Genomic DNA, 15,636 nt, shown 5'->3' on the forward strand with positions numbered 1-15,636 from the left:
TTAGCGGCAGATGACTTCTCAAGCTTTAGCTGCAACCAGTTGAAAGTCTGGTGTCTGGACCAGTGAGCGTGCAAAAAATATTCAACTCAGACCCTGCCCTAGCCTTTCAGCCCAAAGGCCCTAAAGTATTACCAGTAAAATATCTAGTATCAGTATCCGCTGCAGGCTCAAGCCCGCCGTAGAACTCATTTATATGGAACTTCTTTGATAGTTCATCGGCATACCCCTGCATAGCAAGCATTACACGATCAATGTCAAACGACGGGGCGTCATTGAAAGACAGCTCAACATCCACTTCGCCCTTATACTTAATGACTCTCAAAAAAACCAGAGGAAGACGTATGGTTCCTGAAACATTAAACTCATGCAAACGCTCCATCAGGCACACATCTCCCTGATGGGCAAAAAACGCATCAATCAAATTTTTGTTAATTCCCGCCGAAACATCCCCTCCAAGTTCTTCAGAAACAGCTAAGCCAGAGAGGGCTTGAGATTCCATCTCTATGCATTCCAGCAATACACGCAAGTCGCTTTTTGCAACTTGCTGAAGAACAACCTCATAGGACTCAGACATAAGTACTCAATCAATAAATCCTTTGAAAGTTCCGTCCATATTCAGCCGAACACCGCGACCATCAGGCAGCCGCTTCTCCATGAAGTTAAGCCCTTTGTCGGTTGTAACCTGCTTGAACTCCCCTGGAGCCCGTGCAATTTCCCGCAAATGCTTCATAGCCTGACCGTTCCAGGTAGCCATTGATCCTGTAGTTTTACCCCAGATATCTGGATTTCTACCGGCATGCTTAGATAGTCCGTGACCGATTACCGTGGTGCCCTTGTAAGGTGCTTGGGCAGACTCAAGAACCGTTTTAACTTCCCCAAAAGACGCAGGTTTTTTTGTACAAGCGCAAAGGCCTAATGGGTCTACCCAAGCTACAGGGTTTCTCGCATACGAATATAGATTTATGCCCCCTGCATAACTAATTGGGTCCTGCCCCAAGAATCTTCCGACCTTTGGATTATAGTACCGATAGCGGTTGTAGTGCAGCCCGGTCTCATGGTCGTGGTACTGCCCCTGGAAGCGAATCGAGTTGCCTAGGCCGTGCTGTTTCGCCCAATCCGAGTGCTCCTCTTTGACTTCACCCCACGCCTTGTACTGTCCCGCCCAAGCGACATTGCCTTGCTCATCGGTGAGCTCCATCGGCGTACCGAGATGGTCGCAGTGGTACCAGGCAATCGCCTCGAACGCCAGCGGTTTCACCTCGGTGTGCCACAGCGGATCCTGATCGAAGTCGTATTCGCGCCGGCTCCAATCCGGTTGCTTGTGCAGGCGGATCGGGCTCTTGCGCAGGGCCTGGGCGACCGGCACGAAGCTGCCCGGCTCGTACAGATAATGCACGGTGCGACCGGTGTCGCCTTCGTCGCGTGGCGGTGAACTCTCCCAGGCCAGGATGTCGCCATCCCAACCAAACAGGGTGAAGCCACAGCCAAGCTCGCGTTGACGCTTGGCCCGTTGCAGTTGGTTCCAGCCGGTCCCCGCCTCGGGGCGGTCCCAGAAATGCGCCACCGAATGCTTGTGCAAACGCCGACCCAGGGCGTCGTAACTGTAGTCGACCTTGAGCTTGTCGTCGTTGTAACCCGTTAACCGGTCGAACAGGTCCCAGGTGAAGTGGGCATGGGCGCCGTTGTGCAGGCGGTGCACCAAGTTGCCGCGTTCGTCGTATTTGTAGTGGGTGCCGGCGTACTCGCGCAGCAGGTTGTCCATCAGCTTGTTGCGCCGTTGATCGGTTTCCAGCGGGCGGTTCAGTTCCTGGGTTTTCTGATCCAGCAGGTTACCGGCCGGGTCGAAAGCGAAGGTTTCCACGCCCAAGCGGCTGGTGGCCTTGAGCAAGCGGCCGACGGGGTCGTACTGGTACTCAAGCTGCCCCCGACGGCTGTCGTGGATGTTGCTCAGTTGCCCGGCCGCGTCATAACGGTACTGGCGCTTGAGCAAGGTGGACTGGCCGTCGTGGCTGCCTAGCAGCTGTTCCTGCAAGCGCCCGGCCGGGTCCCAGGCCTGCGTCTGCATCAGCTTGTTGCCCTGATGCCGCACCACCTCGCGGTGCAGGTCATCGCGCTCGTAGGCCAACATCTCGTGTTGGTCGAGGGTCATACCGAGCAGGTGGCCACTGCCATAGGTCAACCAGCTGACCTTGTGCCCGTCCGGACGAATCGTTGCAGTACGTTGGTTGAGCGCATCGTATTCGTGCTGCCACACCGCGACCATCGGCGTGCCGGTGGCCAGGTAGTACTGGTGCTCGCGGGTCAAGTTACCGGCTTCGTCGTGGAACCATTGCAGCTTGCTAGCCGCGTTGACGGCCTGGATCAACTGGCCGTTGCCATCGTAGGCGAAGGTTTCGCTCTGGCTTTGGTTGCCCAGGCGGGCCGTGCGCTCACTCAATCGGCCCATCGGGTCGAAGATCAGTTCGATGCGGCGTTGGCCGACCTGGGTGCTCGCCAACCGGCCGCTGTACGGGTCGTACTGGTAACGGGTGACCAGGCCATCGAAGCCGGTCTCTTGCAGCAGCCGGCCGACCGGGTCGTAGAGGAAGGTGGCCCTGCTGGTGTTCTCGTTTTCCAGCCCGATCAAGCGGCCGAGCTTGTCCCAGCGGTAGCGCAGGGTGTGCTCGTTGGCGTCGATGCGCTCAGCGAGCATACCGGCAGCGGTATAGGACCAAGTGGTGCAGCGATCAAGTGCGTCGACATGCGCCAGCAGACGCCCTTCGGCATCGTAGTTGAAGCGCTCCTCGGTCTTGTCCGGGTGGGTGACCTTGGCCAGTTGCCCGGCCTGGTATTCGTAGGCGGTCGTGTTACCCGCTGCATCGGCGAAGGCGGTCAGCTGGCCGAAGGCGTTGTATGTCCACTGGCTGGTTTTGCCCGAGCAGTCCGTGTATTCAAGCAACTGCCCAGCAGCGTTGTAGGCGAGAGTCTTCTCGTTACCCAACGCATCCTTGATCGCCTTGACCAACCCGGCCGGGGTGTAGGCGAACTCGGTCTTGTGGCCCAGCGGATCGATGCTCTCGACCAGGTTGCCGCGTTCGTCATAGTCGCGCAGCCACAAGCCACCCTCGGCATCGCGCAGCTTGATCGGCTGGTCGTGATCGTCGTAGGCGTAGTGCACCGTGCTGTGGTCGGCACGGATGTGCTGCAGCAGGTTGCTGCGCTCATCGTAGGTGTAGCGGTCCTGGCTGCCGTCGGGGTGGACGTGGCGGATGACGTTCTTGCGTTCATCGCGGAACAGCCATTCCTCGCGGCCGTCCGGGTGGATCAGGCGGTAGGTGTAGCCCAGGGCGTCATAGTAGTGCCAGGTTTCCTGGCCGTGAGCGTCGGTGACATAGGTCAGGCGGATGTTCGGGTCCCAGGCCAGACGGGTCTCGAAGCTGCCGTCGTCGGCCCACTCGTGGATGGCCTTGGCCTGCGGGCCGCTGCCGTCCCATTCCAGGTTGATGCCGCGCCCGGTGCGGTCGGTGTAGCGGGTGATCAAATGCTGCTGGTACTGGTACTGCCAGGCGGCGCCGTGCTCGTCCTGGGCGGAGATCAGGTCGCCGTGGCCGTCGTAGTGATAGCCGCACAGCTGGCGCAGCGGCGTGCCATCGACCACTTGCCACAGGCCTTGCAGGTGGCCGTGGTCGTCGAGCAAGGTGCCCAGTTGCAGATGGACTTTCTCGGGGTCGTTGTCGGAATAGGTGTTGATGTCCGACAGCACCGGGCGGCCGTTGTGGCTGTGCTCGTAGTGCAGCATCGCCCCGGCGCCGCTGCGCAGCTGGATGTGCGTCAGGTAGAAGCGGTCACCCTGGCGGGCATAGGTTTCGCGGCGGTCCAGGCCACGCAACAACACCAGTTGTTGCTCGGCGGTGCGGACCAGGCTGAGGTACTCGATCGGGTCATAGTGTGGCTTGCCGACCTTGGGCAGCGGGTAATCGTGGCTGCGGCCGTCGCTGTCGTGGAAGACCACGCCTTTTTCGACGACATCAATGCAGGTGGTGAACTCGGTGATCCAGCGGGCGCCGAGACTGCCGTCGTCCAGCTTGGCCAGCCGCGAGTTGTACACCCGCGTCCAGTTGACCGGGAACGGCCCGGACAGCGCGAAATCCTGGTGGGCCAGCGTTTCGTCCCCGAGCACATGGCCGATGCTGAACCCGGTGCAGGCACAGGGGCCGTTCTTCGCAGGCTTGGGCTGCTTGTTGGCGCGGACCTGGCTGCGCACCACCTCGGTCGGCCCTTCGGGGTGGATATGCCGGGCCTGGTGAGTGACGCCGGGGCGGATGGCGACGGCCATGCCTGGGCGGCGCGGGTTGGCCAGCACGGTCTCGAGCAGGCGGGTCAGCAGCCAGGCGATGCTGTTTTCCATACCCGCGCTGCCCAGGGCCTGCAGGCGCTGGGGCACGACCTTGGCCAGGTCTTCGAGGGTGCGGATCAACGGCCCGAGCAGGCTGTCCAGTTCGCCGCTGAAGTGGCGGGCGACGCTGTTGTAGCCGTCCTTGAGGCTGCCCTCGGTGGCGTTGGCCAGGGCTGACAGGGCCAGGCGCCAGGCGTCGGTTTCGAGGGCCGAATCGTACAGCGCCACCTGGGCCATCTGGGCACGGGCCAGGCGATGGCTGCTGGCGGCATCCAGGTCGCCACGGGCGGCGGCGGCAATGGTCTTGGCCAACGAGGTGAACAGCAGGCGCGCGGTGTCGGCGGCGGCGCTGAGCATCGCCGGCAACTGGGCCAGGGCCTCGCGCACGTAGTGCTCCAGGGCGCCGCGGATATTGGCGTGCAGGTGGCCGTCGATGATTTCCAGGATCACCGCGCCGATGTGCGCGCCGGGACGGCGACGCAGGGTCTGGCGGGTCAGTTGCAGCACCGGGCGCAGCACCGTGCGGGCACGGGACAGGCCGGGTGGGTAGGGGACGATGCCGATCAGGTTGATGCCCAGGCTGACCCATACGAGCGGGTCGGGGGAAGGGTTTTCGACCAGTTCGAGGATGTCGATCAGCGCGTCCATGCAGGACAGGGCGTTGGCCATCACCGGCACGCTTTCGGCGGCCTGGCGCAGCAGTTGCAAGTCGACCAGGCCGTAGCTGATTTCCCGCAGCCAGTGGTCGACGGAAGCGGCGGCGGCGCCGAGGTCTTCGCTGAGGAGGGTGTCGAGGGGGGCAATGGCGATCTGGATTTCGCGCGTGGTGAGCGCGGCATCGACGGGTGCGGCAGACATCGTGAAAGGGCCTTCCTAGGCGGGGGACGTTGAGGCCCCGGGTGGTCCGTGAGGGCGAAATGATACTAAGGCGGGGGTGGTTCGGCCATGGGGGAAACCCTGAGGTGGGTGTGGGAATGCGCGGGGTGGGGAGGCTGTGCCGGCCCTATCGCGGCTGAAGCCGCTCCTACAGGGACCGCGCCGACCTCTGTAGGAGCCAGCTTTGCTGGCGAACCGGGTCTGACGCGGGACCGCGGTGTGTCCTTCGCCAGCAAGGCTGGCTCCTACGGGGCGAGTGGTTTGACCGGTGCTCAGGCGGCCTTGGCCTGGCGGCGGGGCTCGATCTCCTCGACGCCGAACAACGCCAACTGGATTGCCTGCTGCGCCTGGAACGCCAGGGCAGCACGTTCCTTGCCCGCGCTGTTGATCGGCGGCATCAGGTGGATAACCACCTCGCCCCGGTCATGCCCGAACAGGCGCATCAGGTGCGACACCAGATCGTCCTCACCAATAAATGGCGCGATCGGGTCGGGCTCACCCGCGCGCAGGTACTGGATTGCTACCGGCTGCACCGGCGCGCCCTGGTCGATGGCCCCGGCCAGCAGCCGGCCATGGAAGGTGCGCAGGCTACGGCCATCGGTGGTGGTGCCTTCGGGGAAAATCAGCAGTGGTCGTGCCTGCCCCAGCTGGCCGGCGATCTGCTCGCGCAGGCGCTGGGCGTCGCCACCGCCGCGGCGGATGAACAGCGTCCCGGCTTTCTCGGCCAGCCAGCCGGCCACCGGCCAGTGGCGCACCTCGGCCTTGGACAGGAACGACAACGGGGTGAGCATGCCGAGCAGGGGGATGTCGGTCCACGACACGTGGTTGCACACCCACAGCATCGGCCGTTGCGGCAGGGCACCAACCACGCGCACCTCGAAGGGCAGGGCGGCGACCAGGCGCCCCATGAACAGGCGGGTCCAGCGCTGGCGGCGCTCGATGGAGGCGTTCAGCCCCAGGCGCTCACCCAGGGCGATGACGCTGGCCATGGCCAGGCCCAGTACCAGCACCAGGCACAGTCGCAGCAGGCGGGCACTGGCCCGCAGCCGCCGCATCAGACCGCCGCCTTGAAGTGGCGGGCGTAGCGCGGGCAGAGGTCGTCGCGCTTGAGCAGGATGAACACGTCGGCGACCTGGAAGTCCTCGTCCCAGCACGGTTCGCCGCAGATCTTCGCGCCCAGGCGCATGTAGGCCTTGAGCAGCGGCGGCATCTCGGCGATGACGTTGTTCGGCAGGGCCAGGGTGGGCAGCGGGTTCTTCGGCTCGGCGCGCAGGTGCTCGGTGCACAGGTAGCGCTCGCGCAGGCGCTGCATGATCGCGTGGGCCTGCACGCCGCCGTCCTGCATGGGGATGCTGGCGCAGCCCATCAGGTAGCTGTAGCGGCCTTCGTTGAGCACTTCGGCCAGTTCCCCCCAGAGCACGGCGATGGTGCCGCCGCTGCGGTAGGCCGGGTCGACGCAGGTGCGGCCCAGTTCGAGGATCGGGCCCTGCAATTGCAGCAGACCGTGCAGGCTGAACTCTTCTTCGCTGTAGAAGCGCCCCAGGCTGCTGGCGGCCTGGTGGTCGAGCAGGCGGGTGGTGGCGACCAGCTGGCCGGTGGCCAGGTCGCGCACGCCGATGTGGCGGCAGTGGATGTCGTAGTCGTCCATGTCCAGGCCGTGTTCGGCGCCCTTGAGCTTGGCCTTGAATTCGGCACTGAACACCTTGAAACGCAGGGCCTGTGCTTCCTGCAGGGCCGCGGCGCCGACCAGGCGTTCGGCTTGCAGACGGCGTTCAGTGCTGTTGTCGCCAGAGCGAGCGATCCGAGTCATTGCGAGTCTCCATAAGCCAGCCAAAGGGTTGCGGCCGGTCGGCTTTGTTGTGCAAAGTCAGCCTAGGTACGCGTGGTGTCACCCCTGTGAATCTTTGGTGATGCTTGCGTGACACCCCCTCCGCCAGCCCACAAGGAGCGCCCGATGGCCTGGTTGCAACGACTCAATGACCCCCTGCGCCTGCCTTTGGCGGCGACCCTGGGTGAAACCTATACGGCCGTGCTCGAACGCCTCGGTGCGGTTGCTCCGTTCGAACTGGCGGTGCTCGGTGGGCGGGCGATGGCCACCCCGGGGCTGGCCTTCCTGCTCGGTTACCAGGCCGCGCTGCGGGTGCTGTGGCCCAGCGCGCCGGCCAGCCTGGGGGCGCTGTGCGCCACCGAGCGGCGCAGCGTGCGCCCGGCCGACATGCACACGCGGCTCGATGGGCTGCGCCTGAGCGGCAGCAAGGATTTCGTCACGGCGGGCCTGGAGGCCGAATGGTTGCTGGTGGCGGCGCGCAATGAAGGGCAGGGCGAGGCGCCGAGGCTGCAACTGGCGGTGGTCTATCCGGGCGAGCCCGGTGTCACCCTTGAGGCCTTGCCGACGCTACCGCTGATGCCAGAGGTCGGCCACGGCCGGTTGTTGCTCAAGGATGCGGCGTGCGAGTTGCTGGCCGGTGATGGCTGGGATGCCTACGTCAAACCTTTCCGCTCCCTCGAGGACCTGTATGTGCTCGCTGCCCTGGTGGGCTGGCTGCATGGCGTCGCGCAGGAGTGCGCGTGGCCACAGGATCTGCGCCTTCGTCTGGTCGGCTTGTTGGCCGGCTGCGCCGAGGGCAGTCGGCAATGTCCCGACAGCGTTGCCTGTCATCTGTTACTGGGTGGGTTGTTCGCCCAGTTCCAGAGCCTGCGTGGCGAGATAGACAAAGCCCTGGCGGCCGGCCCCGGGCACTGGGCGCAGCTGTGGCAGCGTGATCAGGGTGTACTGGCATTGGCCGCCGCCGCCCGTGATAAACGCCTGGCCAAGGCCTGGACTGCCGCTGGATTGTCATGAAAGGCTGAGATGCTGGGGGATCCTTTGAACCAGGGCCGCTGTGCGGCCCATCGCGGCTGAAGCCGCTCCTACAGGGTTTTGCGCGGTCCTTGTAGGAGCGGCTTCAGCCGCGATGGCTGCACAGCAGCCCCCTGCAGGCACTCCCCATGAAGGCACTGTTGTTTGCCCTGGCCATGACGGTTGGCCCTGCCTGGGCCGAAGACTGGCCCACGGCACAATGGCCGGTCGATGAGGCCCACTTCGACTGGCAGGCTGTCGACACCTATGCCTTCGCACCTCGCGATGCCGCGCGTGGCGGCATTCGTACCGACGCGCTGTTGATCATCCGCGATGGCCGCATCCTCCATGAGCGTTACGCGGCGCCAACCAGCGCCGACACCCCGCACCTGACCTGGTCGGTGAGCAAGAGCGTGCTGGCCACACTGATGGGCGTGGCCTATGGTGAAGAGCGCTTCCACCTTGATGACTCCGCGGCCCGCTACTATCCGGCCTTGCAGTCACACCCCGGGTTGCGCATCGCCGACCTGCTGCACTGGGCCAGCGGCCTGGCCTGGCAGGAGGACTACGAATATGCGCCGCTGAAGTCGTCGGTCGTGGCCATGCTCTACACCCGAGGCCGAGGCGACATGGCAGGCTACACCGCAGCGATGCCTGCCGACAGCCCGCCAGGCAAACGCTTCCTCTATTCCAGCGGTGACACCAACCTGCTGGCCGCGACCCTGCGCGGCATGGTCGAACCGGGTCGCTATGCCGACTACCCCTGGCATGCCCTGTTCACGCCGTTGGGTATCACCAGCGCCGTGTGGGAGCGCGATGCTACCGGCACCTACGTCGGCTCTTCCTACCTTTACCTGAGCGCCCGTGACCTGGCGCGTATCGGCCTGTTGATGCAGCGTGACGGACGCTGGGGCGAGCGCCGTTTGTTGCCGGCGGACTGGGTGGCGTTCAACCGAACCGTCTTCACACAGGCCGAGCCTATCCCCGGCGAAGCCAATCCTGGCGGGCACTGGTGGTTGAACCAGCCGTTGCCTGGCAACCCTGCGCCTTGGCCGGATGTGCCGGCCGACACCTTCGCCGCCCTGGGCCACTGGGGCCAGGCATTGTATGTACTGCCGACGCAGAAGCTGGTGATCGTGCGCTACGCCGATGATCGCGACGCCAGCTTCAGCCACAACGAACTGCTCAAGCGGGTGCTGGCGGCCTTGGCCGGGGAGGGCGCATGAAGAAGGCCTTGCTGGTGCTGCTGCTCGCGCTGTTGGGCTGGGCCTGGTACGAGCGTCAGGCGCTGATGGACTTCCCCGGGATCCTCTCGGCCTATTCGGCGAAGGAGTATTGTTCTTGCCGTTTCGTCATGGGCTTCGACCAGGCGTACTGCCGAGGCTACGTGAAACAGTACCTGCCACTGGGCCTGCTCGAAGAGGACGCCGCCCAGCGCCAGGTGACCGCCGAGGGCCTGGGCCGGCGCAATCAGGCGGCCTGGCAGGGCGCGCGCGAGGGTTGCCGCTTGCTGCCGTGAAACCGGGCGGGTAAGGTTGACGGCCTTGATTCACAGGATTTCACATGTTCAAAGCGCCCCGTCTGCTGCCCGCACTGCTGCTCGCCCTGTGCCTGCCCGCCCACGCCAACTGGCACCTGGATGGCGAGTCTTCGCGGCTGTCCTTCGTCACCGGCAAGAACGGCAATATCGCCGAGGTCAGCCGCTTCCTGGTGCTGCATGGCAAGGTCGACCGAAAGGGCGGCGCCGAAGTGACCATCGAGATGGACTCGATCAGCAGCGGCATTCCGCTGCGCGACGAGCGCATGCGCGATGGCCTGTTCGAGGTCGAGCGCTTCGCCGAAGGCAAGGTGCAGGCGCAGATCGACCTGCGCCCGATCAATGACCTGGCCAACGGCGCCCAGCTGGAATTACGGTTGCCGGTGAGCGTCACCCTGCACGGCCAGACCCATGACTACAACACCCTGCTGCTGGCCACCCGCCTGGATGAGCGACGCTTCCAGGTGGTCACGCTGGAGCCGCTGATCCTGCGCGCTGCCGATTTCGGCCTGCTGCCGGGCCTGGAAAACCTGCGCAAGCTGGCCGGGCTCAAGTCGATCAACCCGTCGGTGCCGGTGAGCGCGGTACTGATCTTCACCGCCCGCTGACATGCCGGGGCCGGTCTTCCCCTGGCGGGATGGCAACCAGTTCGAACTGTTGATCGATGGCCCCGAGTTCTTTCCGCGCATGCTCCTGGCGATCATGCGCGCCGAATTCCAGATCGACTTGGAGTTGTATCTGGTCGAGGGCGGGGCCTGCGCCGAGGCGGTGGTCGAGGCCCTGGAGCAGGCGGCGCGGCGCGGTGTGCGGGTACGCTGTCTGTTCGATGACTATGGTTCCCTGGCATTCCCGGCCGCACTGCGCGAGCGTCTGCTGGCCGCGGGCGTGTACCTGCGCTGGTACAACCGCCTGCGCTGGCGCCGGGGGCTGCGCAACCTCTACCGGGATCATCGCAAGCTGCTGTTGGTGGACGAACGCTGGGCGGCGGTGGGCGGCACAGGTGTCACCGACGAGTTCTGGACACCGGGCGAGGCCATCAGCGAGTGGCACGAAGTGATGGTGCGTATGGAAGGGCCGGTGGTCACCGACTGGCAATTGCTGTTCGACCGCCAGTGGCATGCCAACCAGCGCCGTACCGCCTGGCGCCCGCCGGAAGGCTTCGGCCTGCCGCGCCTGCCCCAAGTGCCGGCTCAGGGCCAGGGCATGGGCCGGGTGGCCTATGCCGATGCGCGCCAGCACAAGGATATCCTGCACGCCCTGGTGCGCGCGCTGAACAGCGGCCAGCGGCGCATCTGGCTGGCCACCCCGTATTTCCTCCCCACCTTCAGTGTGCGCCGGTCCCTGCGTCGCGCCGCGCAGAAGGGTATCGATGTGCGCCTGCTGCTCACGGGGCCGCGCACCGACCACCCGGCCGTGCGTTATGCCGGCCACCGCTACTATCCCCGTTTGCTGCGTGCCGGGGTGCGGATCTTTGAGTACCAGCCATGCTTCCTGCACCTGAAAATGGCGGTGGTGGATGACTGGGTCAGCGTCGGTTCGTGCAACTTCGATCACTGGAACCTGCGCTTCAACCTGGAAGCCAACGTCGAAGCGCTCGACCCCTCACTGACCCGCGCCGTGACGGCGAGCTTCGAACGGGACTTTGCCCTCAGCCAGGAAGTCGACCTGGCGCGCTGGCATGCCCGGCCCTTGTGGCGCCGCTTCCAGCAACGCCTGTGGGGCTGGCTCGATCGGGTGGTAGCCAACTGGCTGGACCGGCGCGACTAGCGACTTGCGGCGTATATCGCTTGTCGGCAAAGCGGACTATCGTGCTGGGATTGTTCCCATGCAACGGAAGGAGTGGATGCGATGACGGCGAAGAAGATTCTCATGCTGGTCGGTGATTACGTCGAGGACTATGAGGCGATGGTGCCGTTCCAGGCCCTGCGCATGGTCGGCCATACCGTACATGCGGTATGCCCGGAAAAGGTCGCGGGGCAGACCGTGCGCACCGCGATCCACGATTTTGAAGGCGAACAGACCTACAGCGAGAAGCCCGGCCACAACTTCGCCCTGAACTTCGACTTCGTGCAGGTGCGGGCCGAAAGCTACGACGCGCTGTTGATCCCAGGTGGCCGGGCGCCCGAATACCTGCGCCTGGATGAGCGGGTGCTGACGTTGGTCCGGGCATTCGACAAGGCGGACAAGCCGATCGCGGCGGTCTGCCACGGCGCGCAACTGCTGGCCGCGGCCGGCGTGCTGGAAGGGCGTGAGTGCAGCGCTTACCCAGCCTGCGCTCCGGAAGTGCGCCTGGCGGGCGGGCGCTTCATCGATATTGCCGTGGACCAGGCCCACGTGGACGGCAACCTGGTCACCGCGCCGGCCTGGCCTGCGCACCCCGCGTGGTTGGCGGCATTCCTGAAGGTACTGGGGAGGATTCCGCGCTGATCGCGAAGAGGAGGTACTGACCTCCTCGCTCCAGGGCGGGATGACAGCGGTGATAGAGAAATACCTGTCGCGCAGGGGAAAGGGCGTGGCCCGTAGCGGATGTTAGGGTCATGACTCAGGCCCGGCTTGACCGCGCGTAACCTTCACATCGATCGAAAAGACCGCCCCGCATGGAAATCCGCCTGCTTCACGGCGCCGCCATCGCGCCTTACCTCGATGACCTCGCTCGCCTGCGCCTGACGGTGTTTCGCGAGTTTCCCTACCTCTACGACGGTGCCGCGCAGGATGAGGCCGATGCCTTGTCCACCTATGCCGAGTCCGGGCGCAGCCTGGTGGTGTTGGCCCTCGACGGTGGCCATGTGGTGGGCGCGTCCTGCGGACAGCCACTGGTCGATGCCGCTGTCGAGCTCCAGCAACCCTTCCTGGCCCAAGGGCAGGACCCGAATTCGGTCTACTTCTTCGGCGAGTCGGCATTGCTGCCGGCCTACCGGGGGCGAGGCCTGGGGGTGCGGTTCTTCATCGAGCGCGAGTCCTACGCCCACAAGCTTGCCGAGTTCGACTATTGCGCGTTCTGCGCGGTGGAGCGCCCGGCCGGGCATCCGCTTCGGCCATTGGACTACCGGCCTTTGCATGGTTTCTGGCGAAACAGGGGGTTTCTGCATCAGCCGTCGTTGCGCACTGCCCAGCGTTGGCGGGACCTGGACGATCAGGAGCAGTCCACCAAGATCCTGTCCTTCTGGCTCAAGGCCCTTCCGGTGTGAGGCGCAACCTGGGCGGCGGCTGATGTACGCACAACGGGCGAAAAAAAACCGCCCCATGACGGAGCGGCTTTTTGGGCGGGAAGGCGCGGTTACTTCACTTCCACCGCCAGGCTTTCGGCGATCTTGCTCTGCCACAGCGCAGGGCCGGTGATGTGCACCGACTCACCCTTGCTGTCCACCGCGACGGTGACCGGCATGTCCTTCACTTCGAACTCGTAGATCGCTTCCATGCCCAGCTCGGCGAAGGCCAGGACCTTCGACTTGCGGATGGCCTGGGCCACCAGGTAGGCGGCGCCGCCGACGGCCATCAGGTACACGGCCTTGTTGTCCTTGATCGCCTCGATGGCGGTCGGGCCACGCTCGGACTTGCCGATCATGCCCAGCAGGCCGGTCTGCTCGAGGATCTGGCGGGTGAACTTGTCCATGCGGGTGGCGGTGGTCGGGCCGGCAGGGCCTACCACTTCGTCACCGACCGGGTCGACCGGGCCGACGTAGTAGATGAAGCGGCCTTTGAGGTCGACCGGCAGTTCTTCACCACGGTTGAGCATCTCGACCATGCGCTTGTGCGCGGCGTCGCGGCCGGTGAGCATCTTGCCGTTGAGCAGGATGGTCTCGCCCGGTTTCCAGCTGGCGACTTCTTCCGGGGTGATGTCGTCCAGGTTGACGCGGCGGGCGCTCGGGCCGGCTTCCCAGACGATTTCCGGGTAGGCGTCCAGCGACGGTGCTTCCAGTTCGGCCGGGCCGGAGCCATCGAGCACGAAGTGGGCGTGACGGGTGGCGGCGCAGTTGGGGATCATGCACACCGGCAGCGAGGCGGCGTGGGTCGGGTAGTCCATGATCTTGACGTCGAGCACGGTGGTCAGACCGCCCAGGCCCTGGGCGCCGATGCCCAGCTGGTTGACCTTGTCGAACAGCTCCAGGCGGATCTCTTCGAGGCGGTTCTGCGGGCCACGGGCTTTCAGCTCATGGATGTCGATGGACTCCATCAACACTTCCTTGGCCATCACCGCGGCTTTCTCGGCGGTGCCGCCGATGCCGATGCCCAGCATGCCAGGTGGGCACCAGCCGGCACCCATGGTCGGGACGGTCTTGAGCACCCAGTCGACGATCGAGTCGGACGGGTTGAGCATGGCCATCTTCGACTTGTTCTCGGAACCACCGCCTTTGGCGGCCACGTCGACTTCGACCTTGTCGCCAGGGACGATCGAGTAGTGGATCACGGCCGGGGTGTTGTCCTTGGTGTTCTTGCGGGCACCGGCCGGGTCGGCCAGGATCGAGGCGCGCAGGACGTTCTCGGGCAGGTTGTAGGCGCGGCGCACACCTTCGTTGATCATGTCGTCGACGCTCAGGGTGGCGCCGTCCCAGCGCACGTCCATGCCGACGCGGATGAACACGGTGACGATACCGGTGTCCTGGCAGATCGGGCGGTGGCCGGTGGCGCACATGCGCGAGTTGATCAGGATCTGGGCGATGGAGTCGCGCGCGGCGGGCGACTCTTCACGCAGGTAGGCCTCGTGCATCGCCTGGATGAAGTCGACGGGGTGGTAGTACGAAATGAATTGCAGGGCGTCGGCGACGCTCTGAATCAGGTCGTCTTGCTTGATCACGGTCATGCAGCGCGCTCCTCTTAAAGACGGGAACATTCGAAAAGGCATTCCGACAATGCACACCTGTATGTCAGGAACGCCTGGCAAGGCGCCGGCTGGTCGGGCCGGCACAAAAAAGGCGCGGCAGTATACCGTGCCCCGCCGAGGGAAACACCTGCACGTGGTCTGGACCAAGGTCGGCAGGGGGCGGGCATCCTTCTTGCTGGCACCGTAGAATGAGAAAAGAACGATCCCAACCCCGTAGGAGCCGGCTTGCCGGCGAACCGATTTCGAATCCTCTCTGCGGAGAACACATGCCTGAACTATGCGTGGGCGAACACCGCTGGACAGTGCCGGCCGCCAGCAACCTGCTCGACGCGCTGAACGACGCAGGCTACGCCGTGCCCTACAGCTGCCGTGCCGGCAGTTGCCATGCCTGCCTGGTGCGTTGCCTGGATGGGCTGCCCGAGGACGCCAAGCCCGAGGCCCTGGCGGCGGACAAGCGCGAGCAAGGCTGGCGGCTGGCCTGCCAGTGTTCAGTCAACGGCGACCTGCGGGTGGCCTTGTTCGACCCGCAGCGCGACGGTCTGCCGGCATTGGTGCGTGAAGTGGCCTGGTTAGGCGATGTGCTGCGCCTGCGTCTGCAACCTGAAAGGCCACTGCGCTACCTGGCCGGGCAGCACCTTGTTTTGTGGTGCGGTGATGTCGCACGGCCCTACTCATTGGCGAGCCAGCCCGGTGAGGAGGACTTCCTGGAGTTCCACATCGATTGCAGCCGTCCCGGCGCATTCAGCGACCGGGCCAGGCAACTACAAGTGGGCGACCCATTGAGGCTTGGCGAATTGCGCGGTGGGGCGTTGCACTATGATCCGGACTGGCACGCACGTCCGCTCTGGCTGCTGGCCGCAGGCACCGGGCTTGCACCCTTGTGGGGCATCCTGCGCGAGGCATTGCGCGAGGGGCATGAAGGGGAAATCAGGGTGATGCATGTGGCGCGCGATCGGGCAGGTCATTACCTGGCCGAGCCGTTGTTGCAAATGGCGGGGGTGAGTGTCGAGCTGGTGCTGGCGGATCAGCTGGAGGACGCGCTGGCGGGGTTGCGGCCGTCATCGCGGCAGACGATGGCGCTGGTGTGCGGGGCGCCGGGGAGTGTCGAGCGGTTTGCCAGGCGGCTGTTCATTGCCGGGGTGCCGCGGAATCAGGTATTGGCGGATGTGTTCACCGAGCATGCCTGA

General features: G+C 64.8%; 13 protein-coding genes. 8 read left to right on the top strand and 5 right to left on the bottom strand.

Features of this window, described 5'->3' with window-relative positions:
- Positions 1–106 precede the first annotated feature (106 nt).
- From PSEEN_RS05270 to olsB, 4 genes are all read right to left on the bottom strand, one after another.
- Positions 107–574 (bottom strand): hypothetical protein, encoded by a 468-nt coding sequence (locus PSEEN_RS05270; RefSeq protein WP_011532452.1) that lies wholly within the window; start codon positions 572–574, stop codon positions 107–109.
- Between the two features lie 6 nt (positions 575–580).
- Positions 581–5,233: an RHS repeat-associated core domain-containing protein gene (locus tag PSEEN_RS05275; protein WP_011532453.1), complete on the bottom strand. Its 4,653-nt coding sequence runs from the start codon at positions 5,231–5,233 to the stop codon at positions 581–583.
- A 290-nt stretch (positions 5,234–5,523) separates the two neighbouring features.
- Positions 5,524–6,306 (bottom strand): lysophospholipid acyltransferase family protein, encoded by a 783-nt coding sequence (locus PSEEN_RS05280; RefSeq protein ID WP_011532454.1) that lies wholly within the window; start codon positions 6,304–6,306, stop codon positions 5,524–5,526.
- A complete protein-coding gene (gene olsB / locus PSEEN_RS05285; protein ID WP_011532455.1) occupies positions 6,306–7,061 on the bottom strand; it encodes an L-ornithine N(alpha)-acyltransferase in 756 nt (251 codons plus the stop codon). The genes PSEEN_RS05280 and olsB overlap by 1 nt, the downstream gene beginning before the upstream one ends.
- Positions 7,062–7,205: 144 nt before the next feature.
- Here olsB and PSEEN_RS05290 point away from each other — a divergent pair, with 144 nt between their 5' ends.
- From PSEEN_RS05290 to PSEEN_RS05320, 7 genes are all read left to right on the top strand, one after another.
- A complete protein-coding gene (locus PSEEN_RS05290; RefSeq protein WP_011532456.1) occupies positions 7,206–8,093 on the top strand; it encodes an acyl-CoA dehydrogenase middle domain-containing protein in 888 nt (295 codons plus the stop codon).
- 146 nt (positions 8,094–8,239) lie between these two features.
- Complete coding sequence (locus tag PSEEN_RS05295; protein WP_011532457.1) at positions 8,240–9,316, top strand: serine hydrolase domain-containing protein; 1,077 nt, start codon at positions 8,240–8,242, stop codon at positions 9,314–9,316.
- On the top strand, positions 9,313–9,609 hold the full coding sequence (locus PSEEN_RS05300; RefSeq protein WP_011532458.1) for a hypothetical protein: 297 nt from the start codon (positions 9,313–9,315) through the stop codon (positions 9,607–9,609). The genes PSEEN_RS05295 and PSEEN_RS05300 overlap by 4 nt, the downstream gene beginning before the upstream one ends.
- 44 nt (positions 9,610–9,653) lie before the next feature.
- Positions 9,654–10,235, top strand: a complete 582-nt coding sequence (locus tag PSEEN_RS05305) for a YceI family protein (RefSeq protein ID WP_011532459.1) — start codon at positions 9,654–9,656, stop codon at positions 10,233–10,235.
- A 1-nt stretch (position 10,236) separates the two neighbouring features.
- Positions 10,237–11,394 (top strand): phospholipase D-like domain-containing protein, encoded by a 1,158-nt coding sequence (locus tag PSEEN_RS05310; protein WP_011532460.1) that lies wholly within the window; start codon positions 10,237–10,239, stop codon positions 11,392–11,394.
- An 81-nt stretch (positions 11,395–11,475) separates the two neighbouring features.
- Positions 11,476–12,054 carry a DJ-1/PfpI family protein gene (locus PSEEN_RS05315; protein WP_011532461.1) on the top strand — a complete coding sequence of 193 codons (579 nt, stop codon included), beginning with the start codon at positions 11,476–11,478 and terminating at the stop codon, positions 12,052–12,054.
- Positions 12,055–12,224: 170 nt separating this feature from the next.
- Positions 12,225–12,815 carry a GNAT family acetyltransferase gene (locus PSEEN_RS05320; RefSeq protein WP_011532462.1) on the top strand — a complete coding sequence of 197 codons (591 nt, stop codon included), beginning with the start codon at positions 12,225–12,227 and terminating at the stop codon, positions 12,813–12,815.
- A gap of 89 nt (positions 12,816–12,904) precedes the next feature.
- Here PSEEN_RS05320 and PSEEN_RS05325 read toward each other — a convergent pair whose 3' ends face one another.
- Complete coding sequence (locus tag PSEEN_RS05325; protein WP_011532463.1) at positions 12,905–14,428, bottom strand: fumarate hydratase; 1,524 nt, start codon at positions 14,426–14,428, stop codon at positions 12,905–12,907.
- Positions 14,429–14,715: 287 nt separating this feature from the next.
- On the opposite strand from PSEEN_RS05325, the gene PSEEN_RS05330 reads away from it, so the two are divergent.
- A complete protein-coding gene (locus PSEEN_RS05330) occupies positions 14,716–15,636 on the top strand; it encodes an iron-sulfur-binding ferredoxin reductase (protein ID WP_011532464.1) in 921 nt (306 codons plus the stop codon).

It is taken from the genome of Pseudomonas entomophila L48 (assembly GCF_000026105.1).
GTDB classification, from domain to species: Bacteria; Pseudomonadota; Gammaproteobacteria; order Pseudomonadales; family Pseudomonadaceae; genus Aquipseudomonas; species Aquipseudomonas entomophila.